11 protein-coding genes, 1 tRNA gene and 1 pseudogene are annotated in these 15501 nt (G+C 74.0%); 5 read left to right on the forward strand and 8 right to left on the reverse strand.

Translation table 11 applies throughout. The features are described from left to right. Nucleotides 1-4: 4 nt before the first annotated feature. The 3 genes from ACIRRS_RS30800 to ACIRRS_RS30810 form a co-directional block, all read right to left on the reverse strand. Entirely contained in the window at nt 5-1972 is a 1968-nt protein-coding gene (locus tag ACIRRS_RS30800; protein WP_402977603.1) for a tetratricopeptide repeat protein, read from the reverse strand. 353 nt (nt 1973-2325) lie between these two features. Continuing rightward, a tRNA-Met gene (locus ACIRRS_RS30805) sits at nt 2326-2399 on the reverse strand. A gap of 65 nt (nt 2400-2464) precedes the next feature. Continuing rightward, complete coding sequence (locus ACIRRS_RS30810; protein ID WP_402977606.1) at nt 2465-5461, reverse strand: UPF0182 family protein; 2997 nt, start codon at nt 5459-5461, stop codon at nt 2465-2467. A gap of 163 nt (nt 5462-5624) precedes the next feature. On the opposite strand from ACIRRS_RS30810, the gene ACIRRS_RS30815 reads away from it, so the two are divergent. Then, nucleotides 5625-6197: a PPA1309 family protein gene (locus ACIRRS_RS30815; RefSeq protein WP_402977609.1), complete on the forward strand. Its 573-nt coding sequence runs from the start codon at nt 5625-5627 to the stop codon at nt 6195-6197. A gap of 23 nt (nt 6198-6220) precedes the next feature. Here the strand turns inward: ACIRRS_RS30815 and ACIRRS_RS30820 are convergent, their stop codons facing one another. The 4 genes from ACIRRS_RS30820 to ACIRRS_RS30835 all read right to left on the reverse strand — a co-directional run bounded on the left by ACIRRS_RS30820 (nt 6221) and on the right by ACIRRS_RS30835 (nt 9450). Beyond that, nucleotides 6221-7312: a PDZ domain-containing protein gene (locus ACIRRS_RS30820; protein ID WP_402977611.1), complete on the reverse strand. Its 1092-nt coding sequence runs from the start codon at nt 7310-7312 to the stop codon at nt 6221-6223. A gap of 42 nt (nt 7313-7354) precedes the next feature. After that, complete coding sequence (locus ACIRRS_RS30825; protein ID WP_402977613.1) at nt 7355-7546, reverse strand: hypothetical protein; 192 nt, start codon at nt 7544-7546, stop codon at nt 7355-7357. 207 nt (nt 7547-7753) lie between these two features. After that, nucleotides 7754-8194, reverse strand: coding sequence for a molybdenum cofactor biosynthesis protein MoaE (locus tag ACIRRS_RS30830; RefSeq protein WP_402977615.1), 441 nt, complete (start codon nt 8192-8194; stop codon nt 7754-7756). Nucleotides 8195-8301: 107 nt separating this feature from the next. Continuing rightward, the gene (locus tag ACIRRS_RS30835; protein ID WP_402977617.1) at nt 8302-9450 is read right to left on the reverse strand and encodes an NAD-dependent epimerase/dehydratase family protein; all 1149 of its coding nucleotides are present in this window, start codon (nt 9448-9450) and stop codon (nt 8302-8304) included. Between the two features lie 199 nt (nt 9451-9649). Between ACIRRS_RS30835 and ACIRRS_RS30840 the strand changes: the two genes are divergently transcribed. Both ACIRRS_RS30840 and ACIRRS_RS30845 read left to right on the forward strand, forming a co-directional pair. Beyond that, the gene (locus tag ACIRRS_RS30840) at nt 9650-11203 is read left to right on the forward strand and encodes a zinc-dependent metalloprotease (RefSeq protein ID WP_402977619.1); all 1554 of its coding nucleotides are present in this window, start codon (nt 9650-9652) and stop codon (nt 11201-11203) included. After that, nucleotides 11200-11775: an NUDIX hydrolase gene (locus tag ACIRRS_RS30845; protein WP_402977621.1), complete on the forward strand. Its 576-nt coding sequence runs from the start codon at nt 11200-11202 to the stop codon at nt 11773-11775. The genes ACIRRS_RS30840 and ACIRRS_RS30845 overlap by 4 nt, the downstream gene beginning before the upstream one ends. Before the next feature lie 64 nt (nt 11776-11839). On the opposite strand, the gene ACIRRS_RS30850 is transcribed toward ACIRRS_RS30845, so the two are convergent. Then, on the reverse strand, nt 11840-12424 hold the full coding sequence (locus ACIRRS_RS30850) for a M48 family metallopeptidase (RefSeq protein ID WP_402977623.1): 585 nt from the start codon (nt 12422-12424) through the stop codon (nt 11840-11842). Nucleotides 12425-12800: 376 nt separating this feature from the next. On the opposite strand from ACIRRS_RS30850, the gene ACIRRS_RS30855 reads away from it, so the two are divergent. Further along, entirely contained in the window at nt 12801-13889 is a 1089-nt protein-coding gene (locus ACIRRS_RS30855) for a ThiF family adenylyltransferase (protein ID WP_402977626.1), read from the forward strand. 129 nt (nt 13890-14018) lie between these two features. Beyond that, nucleotides 14019-15421: pseudogene (locus ACIRRS_RS30860) on the forward strand (ABC1 kinase family protein). The last annotated feature ends 80 nt before the right edge of the window (nt 15422-15501 follow it).

Consider the following 15501-nt stretch of genomic DNA (forward strand, 5'->3'; position numbering starts at 1 on the left):
ACGCTTACGCACTCAGCTCCGCGTTCAGCGCGCCCAGCAGCCGCCCCGCCCGCTCGGCCACCTCGGCCGGCCCGTAGTCCGCCGCCCGGCGGCACCAGTTCTCCGCCTGCACCGGCTCCCCCCGGCGCAGCGCCAGCAGCGCCAGGCGCAGCGCCGCCCGCCCGTGCCCGGCGTCGGCGGCCCGGGTGTACCAGAGCATCGCCTCCGCCTCGCTGTCCTGCCGGGCCAGCAGCAGCCCCAGGTTGAACGCCGCGCTGCGGCTGCCCGCCTCGGCGGCCCGCCGGTACCAGCTCTCGGCGATCTCCAGCGCCCCCCGCTCGGCCGCCCGCACGCCCATGCGCACCTGCGCCCGCCGGTGCCCGGCGTCCGCCGCCACCGCGTACCAGTGCTCCGCCTCGGCGTCCGCGTCCCCGCGCCGGTCCAGCAGCGAGGCCAGCCGGAAGCAGCCCTCCCCCGAACCGCCCGCCGCCGCCTGCCGGTAGCGCTCCAGGGCGCCCGCCAGGTTGCCGCGCTGCTCCTGGGCGACGGCCAGTTGCAGCGCCGCCTCCCCGTGCCCCTCGGCGGCGGCGCGTGCGTACCACTCCTGGGCCTGGCGCTGCTCGCCGCGCCCGGCGTGCAGCACGCCCAGGTTGAAGGCGCCGTCCACGCTGCCGGCCTCGGCGGCCTTGGAGAACCACGGCACGGCGCCGGACTCGTCCCCGCGCTGGAGCAGCACCACGGCCAGCGCGTTGCACGCCTCCCGGTGCCCGGCGTACGCGGCCCGGCGGTACCACTGCTCGGCCTGCTGCTCGCGTCCGGTGCCCGCGCACAGCAGCCCCAGGTTGAAGGCTCCGTTGTGGTCCCCGGCCTCCAGCGCGGTGCGGTACCAGCGCTCGGCCTCCTTGGCCCGGCCCCGCCCGGCGTGCAGGGCGCCCAGCGCGTTGGCGGCGTTGCCGTCGCCCGCCTCAGCGGCCTCCTGCCACCACTCCGCGGCGGCCGTGAGGTCCCCGCGGTCGCGCAGCAGGAAGCCGAGCGCGCAGGCGGCGCGGGCCTCCCCGTTCTGCGCGGACTGCCGGTACCAGCGGGCGGCCTCCTCCAGCAGCGCCTGCTCCTCGCCGGCCCGCTCCTCCAGCAGCACGCCCAGGCGAAGCGCGGCCCGGGCGTGGCTGCGGGCGGCGGCCGTGCGGTACCAGGTCTCGGCGGTCTCCTTGTCCCCCGCGGCCTCGCGCATCCGGGCCAGCCGGTAGGCGGCCTCGCGGTGCCCGGCGTCGGCGGACACCTTGAACCAGCGCTCGGCGCGCACGTCGCGCCGGTGCTCCATCAGGTCGCCCAGCGCGTAGGCGCCGAGCGGGTGGCCGTGGTCGGCGGCGAAGTGCAGCCAGTACTCGGCGGCCTCCTCCTCGCCCTGGTCGCGCAGTTGCAGCCCGAGCGCGTGCGCGGCCGGGGCGCTGCCCGCCACGGCCGCCTGGCGCCACCACTGGCCGGCCTCGGCCCGGTGGCCCTGCTGGTGCAGCAGCACGCCCAGGTTGTTGGCGGCGGCGCGCACCCCGGCGGCCGCGGCGGCCCGCAGGTACGGTTCGGCGTCCTCCAGGTCCCCCCGGCGCAGCAGCAGGGTGCCCAGCCGGCCGGCGGCGTCCGCGTCGCCGTCGTCGGCGGCCTGCCGGTGCCGGGCCTCCAGGGCGGCGGACTCCCGCGCGGCGAGGGCCGTCTCGAAGCTCGTCGGGTCCAGCGAGCCGGGGTCGAGCGCGGCGCCGTCGGGGCCCTGCCGGCCGTACGGGCCGACCTCGGCGGCGAACTGGCGGGTCGGCACGTGGACGAGGCTGTCGGGGCCCGATCCGGCCGCCTGGGGGCGCTCGGACAGGCCGCTGGTGCGCTGGGCGGGCAGGGCTCCGGGGCGGCTCTCCAGGCTCTCGGCGCTCTCCGCCCAGGCGTCGGTGTCCGCCTCCACGGCCGCCGGCTTGGCGCCCTGGCCGTACTTGCCGATCAGCCTCATGCCGACTCCCGCTCCCCCAGAGTGACGCGGCACCGCGCCCCGGCCCCTCGCCGGGGGGACTCCCAGGGGAGACGCCGGACCGGACGGCCTGTCAGCAGCCGCGCCGCATCCCCCATGTGTCCCATCGTCGCACCACCCGCAACCCGCGTACACCTGCCCCGGCCGAATTCGCGCGGGGAGGACCCGAAGCCGACGAAATTGCTTCGGCGCTTTGTCGATTTCCCGACACCCGGATCCCACAAACCCCGCAGTCGACCTCTCTGGCGACGGTTGATGGTACCGGAGCGGTTCCCTCCGGCAGGGAAACGCGAAAGGCCCGGAGGACGAATCCTCCGGGCCTTCCTGCTACTGAGTAGCGGGGACAGGATTTGAACCTGCGACCTCTGGGTTATGAGCCCAGCGAGCTACCGAGCTGCTCCACCCCGCGTCGGTGAAGTAACCATAGCACGACTTCGACGCGGAACGGAAAACGGTCCCCGCAGCTCAGGAGCCCTACGCGTGAGGACTCGGCGATCCCCCCGGGGTCGGCGGCGGGCCGCTCGGGGTCTGCGCCGAGCCGCCGCGCGCCGCCTCGGCGGCCTTCAGCGCCTCGCCGAGCGCCTTCTGCGCGGTGCCGTACGCCACCCAGTCGCCGTTCTTGAACGCCGTCTGGCTGTCGTTGTACGCCTTCTCCGCGTCGGAGAGCGCCTTCGCGAGGTCCGGCGAGATCGTCCCGCCCGGCGTCGGCGTGGTCGGGGAGGTGGGTGCGGGCGTCGCCGGGGAGGTCGGGGTGCCCGGAGTCGTCGGCGTGGTCGGCGTCGTCGCCCCCGAGCCCTGCGAGGAGGCGGCCGGCGCGACCGGCGTCACCGGCGGCGTCCCGTCGCCGAACAGCTTCTTCAGCGCGGCCTCCAGGGAGTCCTCGAACGCCACGTTGTCGTCCCCGTACACCGCCAGGACCTTCTGCATCGTCGGGTACTTGGCGCCGCGTCCGCGCACGTACACCGGCTCGACGTTCAGCAGGCCGCCGCCGACCGGCAGGGTCAGCAGGTTCCCGTACTCCAGCACCGAGTCGCCGCCCTGCAGCAGCGTGATCTGCTGGGCCACGTCCTTGCGGGAGTTGAACTTCGACTGCACCACGCCGGGGCCGGGGGCGCCGCTCTCACCCGTCATCTTCAGGACCCGGATCTTCCCGTAGTCCTCCCCCGGGTCCGAGTTCACCGCCATGAAGGCCGCCAGGTTCGGACGGTCCGCGGGCACCAGCGTGCTCGTCAGCGAGAAGCTCGCCTTCGCCGCGTCCGGCATCCGCACCGTCACGTAGTACGGCGGCTGCACCTGCTTGGTGTTGCTGGTCGGGTCCACCGGGACCTGCCAGATGTCGGTGCCGTTGAAGAACGTGTTGGAGTCCGTCACGTGGTACTGCCCGAGCAGGTCGCGCTGCACCTTGAACATGTCCTGCGGGTAGCGCAGGTGCGGGACCAGCGAGGCCGGGATCTCGGCCTTCGGCTCCACCGTCCCCGGGAAGGCCTTCATCCAGGTCTTCAGCACCGGGTCCTTCTCGTCCCACTGGTACAGCGTCACCTCGCCGGTGTAGGCGTCCACCGTGGCCTTGACCGAGTTGCGGATGTAGTTGACCTGCCCGGCCACGGCGAGCAGTTCGCCGCGCTGGTTGGTCAGCGAGTCCTTGGTCGCGGTGCCCAGCGTCGTCTTCGAGGAGAACGGGTAGCCGTCCGAGGTGGTGTAGCCGTCCACGACCCACTTCACCCGGCCGTCCACGACCACCGGGTACGGGTCGGCGTCGATCGACAGCCACGGCGCGACCTTCTCCACCCGCTCCTTGGGCGTGCGGTTGTAGATCACCTTCGCGCCGTCCGTGATCGCCCCCGAGTAGAGGATCTGCGGCTCGGCGAAGCGCACCGCGTACGCGGCCCTGGTCAGCGGGTTGTCCAGGGACACCCCGCTGCCGCCGTCGTACGTGTTCTCCTCGTTCGCGCCCTTCTTGGAGTCGTAGTAGTCGATCTCCTTGTTCGAGCCGCCGACGATCGAGTACGTCGAGGTCTTCTCGCCGTAGTAGATCCGCTGCTCGTACGGGCCCAGCGCCGTCCCCGTCGTCGGCAGGCCCGACTCGGTGAGCACCGGCTGGCCGGTGGTGTCGACCTGGTTGCCCTTGGCGACGACCGCGCCGTAGCCGTGGGTGTACTTGAAGTGGTCGTTGATCCAGTTGCGCTGCACCCCGTTGAGGTCCAGCTCACGCAGGCCGATCACGGTGTCCTGCTTGCCCGAGCCCGAGCCGTAGCGGTCCACGTCCAGGGTGTTGGGGAACGCGTAGTAGTTGCGCTGCTGCTCCAGCGTCTGGAACACCGGCGACACCACGTTCGGGTCCACCAGCCGCACGTCCGCGATCGTCTGCGCGTCCGGCTTCAGCGCGTCGCCGTTCGTCGTCCCCTGCGGGGAGTACGGGGCGACCTGCGAGTCCGCGATCCCGTACGCCTGCCGCGTCGCGTCGATGTTCTTCTGGATGTACGGCGTCTCCTTGGCCTGCTCGTTCGGCTTGACCTGGAACTGCTGCACGATCGCCGGGTACAGACCGCCGATCAGCACCGCCGAGAGCACCATCAGGCCCAGGCCGATCAGCGCCGGCGCCCAGGTGCGGCGCACCGGCGTCAGGAAGAACAGCACCGCGCAGATGATCGCCACGAAGAAGAGGATCGTCTTCGCCGGCAGGAACGCGTTCGCGTCCACGTACCGCAGGCCCGTCCAGCCGCCCACGCCCTTGTACGTGCCGGTCTTCACCGCCAGCGCGTACCGGTCCAGCCAGTACGCCACCGCCTTCAGCAGCACGAACACGCCCAGCAGCACCGCCAGGTGCCCCTGCGCGCCCGCGCTCGCCCGGCGGCCGGGGCCCTGCAGCCGCAGCCCGCCGTAGAGGTAGTGCACCAGGGCCGACGTCAGCAGCGAGACGATCACCGCGCTGAACGCGAAGCCCAGCACGAACTCGTAGAACGGCAGGTCGAACGCGTAGAAGGAGACGTCCATCCCGAACTGCGCGTCCTTCTCACCGAAGGGGGTCGCGTTCGTCCACATCAGCCACGTCCGCCACTGGCCCGAGGCCGCGGCGCCCGCCACCAGGCCGATCACCAGCGAGACCCCGATCAGCGCCCAGCGCTTGAACGGCGCCAGGCCCGTCCGGTAGCGGTCCAGGCTCTGCTGCTCCACCGACATCGCCGACAGCGGCGGCCGCAGCCGGTGCGCCAGCCAGATGTTGAGGCCGACGATCACGGCCATCAGCAGGCCGAACACCGCGAACAGCCCGATCTTCGTCCACAGTTGCGTGGTGAACACCGATCCGTAGTGCACGGACCTGAACCACAGCCAGTCCGTCCAGAACCCGGCGAACATGACGAACAGCAGGAACAGCACCGCGAGCACGCCCAGGGTCAACAGGGCCACCCGCGCGCGCCGGGAGGGCGGGCCTACCCTGCGCCGGAAACCCGGCCCTGAGCGTTCCGGCATCTGGAATACCACGGTGGCACCTCAGCTGTGTCGTCTGGACGATCGGTCTTCAGGGCAACTTAACCAGGCTTTGGCCGAGTTCCCACCGTTAGCAGACGGTTACGACGACGCCCCCGCCGCCGCCCCCGCGCCCGGCACCCGCCCGGCGTGTGAGGATTGGGGCATGTCCGACGCGTCTGATCCGAAAAACTCCCCCGACGACGTCTCCAAGCTCCCCGCCGCCACCCCGCTCACCCGGGCCGCGCTGGAGATCGACGAGTACGTCGGCACCCTCGGCTGGGACCTCCCCGCCCGCCTCTTCGCCCTGGTCGACACCGCCGCCCTGCGCAAGGCCGACCCCCGCGTCGCCAAGCAGCTCGGCCTGGCCGACGGCGACGAGCCCGGCCTCACCCCCGTCGAGCAGGACGAGATCCCGGCCGGCACGGAGCTCGACAAGTTCCTCGGCACCATCGCCTGGCCCGCCTCGGTGGTCGGCTGCGCCCTCGTCGTCGAGCGCCTGATGCTGCCGCCCGGCGCCGAGCAGTCCCGCCCCCGTGGCGCGAGCGACGCCCAGCTCGCCGAGTGGGTGGCCAACCACCCCAAGCGCGAGGAGGTGCGGATCACCGCCGCCGTGCTGCGCGACGGCAAGAAGGAGATCGCCCTGCGGCTGCGCTCCAAGGACGTCGCCCGCGAGGTGCTCACCGGCCCCGACCTGGTACCGGGCCTCACCGACGCCCTGCTGGCCACCTTCTCCTGACGGCCTCCTGACGGCCGAGGACCCTACTTCGCGCAGGACGGCAGCGCCGCGGTCTGCCCGGAGCGGATCTGCTCCAGCGACTTCAGCGCTCCGTCCAGCGTGTCCGTCTTGACCAGGGTCAGCCCGGACGGGACGTTCTTCGCGGCCTCGGAGCAGTTCGAGGACGGGGTGAGGAAGTACTGCGCGCCCGCGTCCCGCGCCGCGATGATCTTCATCGATATGCCGCCGATCGGGCCGACCTTGCCGTCGTCGTCGATCGTGCCGGTGCCCGCGACGAACTTCCCGCCGGTCAGGTCCCCGCCCGGGGTCAGCTTGTCGATGATGCCCAGCGAGAACATCAGTCCGGCGCTCGGGCCGCCCACGTCCTGCAGGCCGATGTCGATCTGGAACGGGTAGGTGTGCCGCACGCCGGTGCCGATGCCCACCACCGCGAGGTCGGCCCGCTCGGCGGGCGCCTTCGGGTCGAGGTCCCGGGCCCGGGTCGTCGGCACCGTCACGTCGGTGCGGGTGCCGGCGCCGCTCTGCGAGCGGGGCACCACCGTGAAGACCACGGACTCGCCCGGCTTGTGCTTCGTCACCGCCGCCACGACCTGCTCGGCCGAGCCCACCGCCGCGCCGTCCACCGCCACGATCTGGTCCCCGGCGTGCAGCTTCCCCTCCGCGGGGGCGCCCGCCGTGACCGACTTGACGATCAGGTCACTGCCGACCGGGATGCCCAGCTGCTTGAGCGCCGCCGTGCGGGCGCTGTCCTCGGAGGAGGCGAACTCCTCGGCGTTCTGCTTCTTGGCGTCCGCGTCCGACTGCCCCTTCGGGTACACGTTGTCGTGCGGCACCACCAGCACGTCGTCGCGCAGCCAGCCGATCACCGCGTTCACCAGGCTGGGCTCGTACTTGGCCCCCGTCACCTGCACGGTGGTCATGTTGAGGTGCCCGCTGGTCGGGTAGGAGTCGTGCCCGGTGATGGTGATCACCGGCTTGCCCCCCTGCTCGCCGAGCGTGTTGTACGTCGGGCCCGGGCTCATCTCCGTGTACGGAACCTTCATCAGCACCGAGACGCAGAGCAGCGCTATGAGCAGCAGGGTGGCAGCGAGCATCGTCGCGGAGCGGCGTGGCATGCCTCGACAGTACGGGACGCGGTCGACGGCGCGCCCGGCGGGCTACCGGCCGGAGCGCTCCCCGGAGGCTCCGGCGCCCGCCGTGGTGCGTTCCATCGCGTCCATGAAACGGCGGTGCTCGGCGAGGGAGGCCGGATCCTGCGTGGCCCTCGGCTCGCGCTGCGCCCAGCCCGCCCAGACGGCGGCGACCACGAGGGCGACACACGGAATGATCAACCAGGCGAGCGCGCTCATGTCGGTACTCCCAGCTCGTCGTGCCTATGAGCAGATTAACCACTCCGGCGGACAACGCCGACGGCGCCGTCCGGGTTACGGGGCCGCCGATCGGCTCACTTCCAAGGGGTATCCGACGCCCGCCCCCGGACCCGTTCGGGTGAGGGCCCGGCGCGCCTGACCCGCACACCACCGTGGGTGTGCAGGTCGTCACTCACCGTACGGGGGTCAGCAGGCCCCGGCGCCGACCCACTCCTCCTCGCCGTCGGCGAAGACCTGGTGCTTCCAGATCGGCACCTCGTGCTTGAGGTCGTCGATCAGCCGGCGCGCGGCCGCGAAGGCCTCGCCGCGGTGGGCACAGGCGACGGCGACGATCACGGCCTTGTCGGTGATCTCCAGCCGGCCGATCCGGTGCACCGCCGCGAGCGCCAGGACGGGGAAGTCCGCCGCGACCTTCTCGGCGACCCGGCGCATCTCCTCCTCGGCGCTCGGGTGGCAGCTGTACTCCAGCGTCGTCACCGACCGGCCGCCGTCGTGGTCGCGCACCGTCCCGACGAAGACGGCCGTGCCGCCGGCCGCGTCGTCACCGACCGCCTCGTACACCTCGTCCAGGGACAGCGGGGTGTCGCGGATGGCGAGCAGGCGGATGGGGTCGTGGTTCTCGGGCATGGCCCAATGATCCCCCATCGAGGGCGCGGACGGGCAAGTCCTTTCCGCATCACGATGCCGTGATTTCGCATCGTGAGAAGTTCTGCGGGTCTCCGGGCCCCCGAGGGTCAGAACCGGCGCCGCTTCCGGGCCCGGCGCACCAGCGCCGCCGTACCCACCAGCGCCACCGTCGCCCCGGCCGCGCCCAGGCTCGTCGCGGCCTCCTTGCCGCCCAGGCGCCGCCCCGCCACCGCGTGCTTGCCCGACACCTGCGCCAGCAGCTCGGCCAGCACCTGCTCGTTGGTGTGCGCCGGGCGCCAGCCCGCCTCGTGCAGCCGGCTGCCGGACACCACCCACGGGTACATCGTGTACGCCAGGTCGCCCGCCGGCGCCGGGGTCAGCCCCAGCCGGTGCAGCCGGGCCGCCGTTCCAAGCGCCAGCGCCGCCGGCAGCTCCATCCGCCGGATGCCCGACAGGCGCTCCACGTCCTCCTGCTCCAGCCAGCCGTCGCAGCCGACCGTCACCTCGCCGTCCACCAGGCCCAGCGCCGCGTACTCCAGCGCCGCCGCCAGGTCCTCCACGTGGCAGAACTGCCAGCAGGGGCGGGAACCGGCCACCACCAGCAGCCGGGGCGCCTCGAAGTGCCGGGTCAGCACGGTGTCCACCCCCGGGCCCACCACCACGGCCGGGCGCAGCACGGTCACCTGCAGCCCCGGGTGGGCGCGCGGGGCCCGGCGGGCCAGCCGCTCGATCTCCAGCAGGTCCCCGACGAGGGAGGCCTCCTCGGTGGCCCGCAGCTCGGAGTCCTCCGCCAGCGGCACCTCGTTGTCGGGCAGCGCCCCGTAGACCATCGCCGAGGTGCACAGCACCACCCGGTGCACGCCCGCCGCGGCGGCCGCCGTCAGGACGGTCTGGGCGCCGCGCACGTTGTAGGCGCTGCGGGCCCTCGGGTCGGACTCCATGCCGAAGTCCATCGCCAGGTGCACCACCACGTCGACCCCGGCCAGGCGCTCCGCGACCGCCGGGTCCCGCACGTCCAGGACCCGCCACTGCACCCCGGGCACGTCCCCGCGCCGGTCGTCCACCGCCAGGACCTTGCGCACGTGCGGGGAGGCCACCAGCCGGGCCGCCACCCGCTCGCCGAGCACGCCCGCGGCCCCCGTCACCGCCACGGTCAGCGGCCGTCCGCCGTAGGCTGGAGGCGGCGACGCCGTGGCGTCCGGGTCGTCCTCTCCAGCGGTCAGCCCAGAGCGAACGTCCGAAGGCGGGGAACTCACCGGCCATCCTCCACGGTTAGCTTATGTGCGTACGGACGTGTGTCACGTACGTCCATCCTGCCCGAGGCGAAGGCCCCGCGGTGCACCCGGCGCGGGCCTGCCGCACCGGAGCCGCGCCCGAGACCCCCACCGAGCCGGTGCCCCGGGCGGCAGTACTTCCCGCCACACCCGTATGACGGCCGACCGGATCGAGGACCCCGTGAGCGACCTTCCCTTCGGATTCGGCGTTCCGCCCGAGGAGCCCGAGGACGGCAAGGCCAAGCCCGACGACGCGCAGCAGAAGAAGGACAAGGGCGGCTCCGACCCCGCCTCGTCCTCTTCCGGCGCTTCCGGCCCCGGTTCTGGCGAAGGCGGCCAGCAGCCGTTCGGCTTCGGCGGCGCCAACCCCTTCGGCGCCCTGTTCGGCCTGCCCGGAGCCCCGGGCGGTGCCGGCGGCCCCGGCGGCGACAACCCCTTCGGCGCCCTGTTCGGCGGCCTGGGCACCGGCGACCTCGGCGCCGCGTTCCAGCAGCTCGGCCAGATGCTCTCCTTCGAGGGCGGCCCGGTGAACTGGGAGCTCGCCACCAACATCGCCCGGCAGACGGTCGTGGCCGAGCCCGCCGAGGGCAAGAGCAAGGACCGCTCCGTCAGCGCCGCCGAGCGCTCCGCCGTCGCCGAGGCCGTCCGCCTCGCCGACCTGTGGCTGGACGGCTCCACCGAGTTCCCCTCCGGTGCGAGCACCGCCGTCGCCTGGAGCCGCGCCGAGTGGATCGAGGCCACCCTCCCGGTGTGGAAGGACCTCGTCGACCCCGTCGCCGAGCGGGTGGGCAACGCCATGGGCGGCGTCCTGCCCGAGGAGATGCAGGCCATGGCCGGCCCGCTGATGGGCATGATGCGCTCCATGGGCGGCGCCATGTTCGGCACCCAGATCGGCCAGGCCCTCGGGGCGCTGGCCGCCGAGGTCGTCGGCTCCACCGACGTCGGCCTGCCGCTGGCCCCGGCCGGCAAGGCCGCGCTGCTGCCCCAGAACGTCGCCGAGTTCGGCGAGGGCCTCAACGTCCCCGTCGACGAGGTCCGCCTCTACCTCGCCCTGCGCGAGGCCGCCCACCAGCGGCTCTTCGCCCACGTGCCGTGGCTGCGGGCCCACCTGCTCGGCGCCGTCGAGGCGTACGCGCGCGGCATCAAGGTCGACACCTCCCGCATGGAGGAGCTCGTCGGCCAGCTGGACCCGAGCAACCCCGAGGCACTCCAGGACGCGCTCGCCGGCGGCCTCCTCCAGCCCGAGGACACCCCCGAGCAGAAGGCCGCGCTGGCCCGCCTGGAGACGGCGCTGGCCCTCGTCGAGGGCTGGGTCGACGCCGTCGTCCACGCCGCCGCCGAGCCCCACCTGCCGCAGGCCGGGGCGCTGCGCGAGACCGTCCGCCGCCGCCGCGCGGCCGGCGGGCCCGCCGAGCAGACCTTCGCCACCCTCGTCGGCCTCGAACTGCGCCCGCGCCGCCTGCGCGACGCCGCCCGGCTGTGGGCGCTGCTCGCCGACGCCCGCGGCATCGAGGGCCGCGACGCCCTGTGGGAGCACCCCGACATGCTGCCCACCGCCGCCGACCTCGACGACCCGGACGCCTTCGTGCACCGGGGCGGCGAGGGTCTGGAGGGCGGCATCGACTTCGACGCCCTCGACAAGCTGCTCGGCGAGGCCGCCGCGGGCGGGAAGCCCGACCTCACCAAGAAGGACTCCGACGAGGACCCGGACGGAAAGGGCGAGCCCACCGCATGACGGCCACCCCCACCCTGCACGCCGACGCCGTCCGCGCCCTGACCGCCTGGCTCCCCGCCGAGGAGGAGCAGGCCCGGCTGCGGGACGACTACCTGGCGCACCTGGCCGAGCAGCCGCAGGGCCTGTACCGCTCCTGCCTGCCCGCGCATGTCACCGCCAGCGCGGCCGTCGTCGACCCGTCGGCGGGGCGGGTGCTTCTCACCCTGCACCCCAAGGTCGGCCGGTGGCTGCAGATGGGCGGGCACTGCGAGCCCGGGGACGCGACCCTGGCCGCCGCCGCGCTGCGCGAGGCCGTCGAGGAGTCGGGCATCCCCGAGCTGACCCTGCTGGAGGACGGCGGCGCCCCGGCGCCCGCCAAGCTCGACCGGCACCTGGTGCGCTGCACCGGCAAGGACCGCCCGGAGAACGTCCACCTGGACGTCCAGTACATCGCCCTGGCCCCGGCCGGCGCGCAGGCGCTGATCAGCGAGGAGTCGCTGGACCTGCGCTGGTTCGACTACGACCGCCTGCCCGACCTGGCCGACCGGTCGGTGCGCGACCTCGTCGCCCGGGCCCGGCAGCTGACGGGCTGAGGCGCGGCACCCGAAGGGGGCGTGGGCCGGACCGGCCCACGCCCCCTTCTTCCTTCTCCTGACCTCAGCCGCAGGAGCCCGCCGGATCGCCGCCCGGAGCGCCGTGCCGGGCCCCGGGGATGTGCGGCAGCCGGGCCGCCGACGCCACGCCCTCCAGGTACCCCCGCGCCCGCTCGGTGCGCGGGTAGGCCTCCAGCAGCGCCCAGAACGCGGGGCCGTGGTCCGGCACCAGCAGGTGGGCCAGCTCGTGCAGCAGCACGTAGTCCAGGACGTAGTCCGGCATGCCCTGGAGCCGGTGGGAGAGGCGGATCGTCCCCTCGCTGGGGGTGCAGGAGCCCCAGCGCGAATTCTGGTTGGTCACCCAGCGGACCTGTACGGGCGCCGCCCGGCCGGCCAGGTGGGCCGCCGACAGCTCACGGGCCCGCGCCATCAGCGCCTCGTCCCCGGGGACGCGCCGCTTCTCCTGCGCGGCGAGCTTCTCCAGCATCTGCGCGACCCAGCGCTGCTCGTCCGCGGGCGACATCCGGGCCGGGATCAGCACGACCGTCCGGTCGCCCTCGCGGTACGCGGAGACCGTCCGGCTGCGGCGGGCGCTGCGGCGCACCTCGACCCGGCCCCGGTCGTGCGGCTCCTGGGGCGCGGCTCCCACCGCCTGCTGCTGGTCCTGATCCGGCCGCCCACGCGTACTGGGCGCCGCCACTTGCGACCCGGACGCTGCACGGGCACGCCGACGCGACGCCGGTGGATGGGAGTCCCGTTCGGCTGCCATGGCACACGACGTTACCCGGTACCCCTGACAGAAGTCCGCTGCCATGGCCGAAATCTTTCGTGGAGTGATCGGTAACGAAAGGCCGATTCGGGGTGTCCGGAACTCGACCCTCCGGGGAAGTCGCGCGGTATCCCCAGGGCATGCGAACAGATCATGTGATCACGACCAGGAGCCTGTGGATAACTTTCCGCACGAACCCGGACCGATGGTGCAAGCTGCGGTCAGCCGTCCGGAAACGATCGGAAGGGAGACGGCCGTGCACCTGGCCCTGAAACCCGCGCTGTCCCGCAGCTGGCGGGACACCGAGACCCTGCAGTTCGGAACCGTCACCCGGTTCGCCGGGGTGCTCGGCAACGCCGACAAGACCCTCTGCGACTTCCTCGCGCTGCTCGACGGGACGCGCGACCGGCCCGCTCTCCTGGACGCGGGGGAACGCCTCGGCCTCGGCCGCGAGCCGGCCGAGGCGCTGCTCGCCGAACTGGAGGAGACGGGGCTGCTCGACGACGCGGCGGCGGCCGCCTCGGCCCTGGCGCGGTTCCCCGAACCGCACCGCGGACAGCTCGGGCCGGACCTCGCCTCGCTCACCCTCGTCCACTCCGGGCCCGGCGCCGCCCCGGCCGTCCTGTCCCGCAGGGCCGGGCAGCGGATCGAGGTCCGGGGCGCGGGCCGGGTCGGCGCGGCCGTCGCGGCGGTCCTCGCCGCAGGCGGCGCGGGCGAGGTCACCGTCGTGGACGGCGGCCGCGTCCTGCCCGGGGACTGCTCCCCGGCGGGCGTGCCGCCCAACGACGTCGGCCGGCTGCGGGCCACCGCCGCCAAGGAGGCCGTCCAGCGCGCCTCGGCCCGGCCGCAGCGGCCCGCACCGCGCCGGCCGGCGGGCGCCCCGCCCCCCGACTTCGTGGTGCTCGCGCCACGGGACGGCAGCGCGGCCTTCGCCGGCGGGTGGTACGAGGCCCGGCAGCTGCTGAAGGCCGGGGTTCCGCACCTGTACGTGGGCGTGGTCGAGGAGTTCGGGGTCGTCGGTCCCCTGGTGATCCCCGCGATGTCGGCCTGCGGGCACTGCCTGGTGCTGCGCCGCGAGGACGAGGACGCCGCCTGGCCGCGCGTCCTGGCCCAGCTCGCCGACGACGGGCCCGGCCGGGCCCGCACCCCGGCCTGCGACTCGGCCCTGGCGACGGCCGTCGCCGGCCTGGCGGCCCTCCACGTCCAGGTCTACCTGGACGGCGGGAGGCCGCCGAGCGTGGACGGCTGGTGCGAGGTGTCGGCCGTCGACGGAATGCCCCGGCGCCTGCGCCTGCGCGGGCACCCGGACTGCGGCTGCCTGTGGCAGCCGCTCCCGCCGGGCTAGGGCCCGTCCTGGGCGAACTCCCTGCCGCGCCCGGCGAAATACTGCCGGACCCGCCCCGAGGAACGGGCACAATGGCGTAGTGATGGTGGGCCCGTCCGGCGTCGGGGGGCCAGCGACTTGGAGGCCCGGGTGAGCGATCTTCCGCGCAAGGCAGTGACCCGCACGGCACGGCTCGCCGCCCTGCCCCTGGGGATAGCCGGACGCGCCACTCTCGGTTTGGGCAGGCGGATCGGCGGCCGCTCCGCCGAGGTGGTCACGGCCGAGCTCCAGCAGGCCACCGCCGACCAGCTGTTCAAGGTCCTCGGCGAGCTCAAGGGCGGGGCGATGAAGTTCGGGCAGGTGCTGTCCGTCTTCGAGGCCGCGCTGCCCGAGGAGGTCGCCGGGCCGTACCGGGCCGCGCTGACCAAGCTGCAGGACGCCGCTCCCCCGATGCCCGCCGCCACGGTGCACACCGCCCTCGCCCAGCGGCTCGGCGCCGACTGGCGCGAGCTGTTCCAGGAGTTCGACGACCGCCCGGCCGCGGCCGCCTCGATCGGCCAGGTGCACCGCGCCGTCTGGCACGACGGGCGCCGCGTCGCCGTCAAGGTGCAGTACCCGGGCGCCGGGGACGCGCTGCTGGCGACCTCTCCCAACTGAGCCGGGTGGCCTGGCTGCTGGGCCCGCTGATCCCGGGCCTGGACATCAAGCCGCTGATCGTCGAGCTGCGCGAGCGGGTCTCCGAGGAGCTGGACTACGCGCTGGAGGCGCAGGCCCAGCGCCGGCACGCCGAGGAGTTCGCGGGCGACGCCGACATCGCCGTGCCCCAGGTGGTGGCGCAGGCCGACCAGGTGCTGGTCACCGAGTGGATGGACGGCACCCCGCTGGCCGAGGTGATCGCCGGCGGCACCCAGGAGGAGCGCGACCGCGCGGGCCAACTGCTGGCCCGGTTCCTGTTCGCCGGCCCGTCCCGCACCGGCCTGCTGCACGCCGACCCGCACCCCGGCAACTTCCGCCTGCTGAAGGACGACGGCCCGGTGTCGGGCTGGCGCCTGGGCGTGCTGGACTTCGGCACGGTGGACCGGCTGCCCGGCGGCCTGCCCGCGCCGATCGGGGCGTCCCTGCGGATGGCCCTGGGCGGGGACGCGGCGGGCGTGCTCAAGATGCTGCGCGAGGAGGGCTTCGTGAAGCCCTCGATCAAGCTGGACCCGGACGCGGTGCTGGACTACCTGCTGCCGATCATCGAGCCGGCCACGGTGGACGACTTCCACTTCACCCGGGCGTGGATGCGCGCCCAGGCGGCCCGGATCGCCGATCCGCGCTCCCCCGCCCACAACCTGGGCAAGCAGCTGAACCTGCCCCCGGCCTACCTTCTGATCCACCGGGTGACGCTGAGCACCATCGGGGTGCTGTGCCAGCTGGGCGCCCAGGCCCCCTTCCGGGCGGAGATGCTGGAGTGGCTCCCCGGCTTCGCCGAAGAGCCGCCGGCCCCGCCCGCCAAGGCCGCGCCCAAGACCACACCCGAGAGCGCGCCCAAGGCCGAGCCGAAGCGCTGAGCCGAAGCGCCGAGGCCGAGCACTCAGCCCGACCGAACGACCGCAGGCCGCTCCCCCGTCGGGGAGCGGCCTGCGGCACG

The sequence above is a fragment of the Kitasatospora sp. NPDC101183 genome (genome assembly GCF_044767945.1).
GTDB lineage: Bacteria > Actinomycetota > Actinomycetes > Streptomycetales > Streptomycetaceae > Kitasatospora.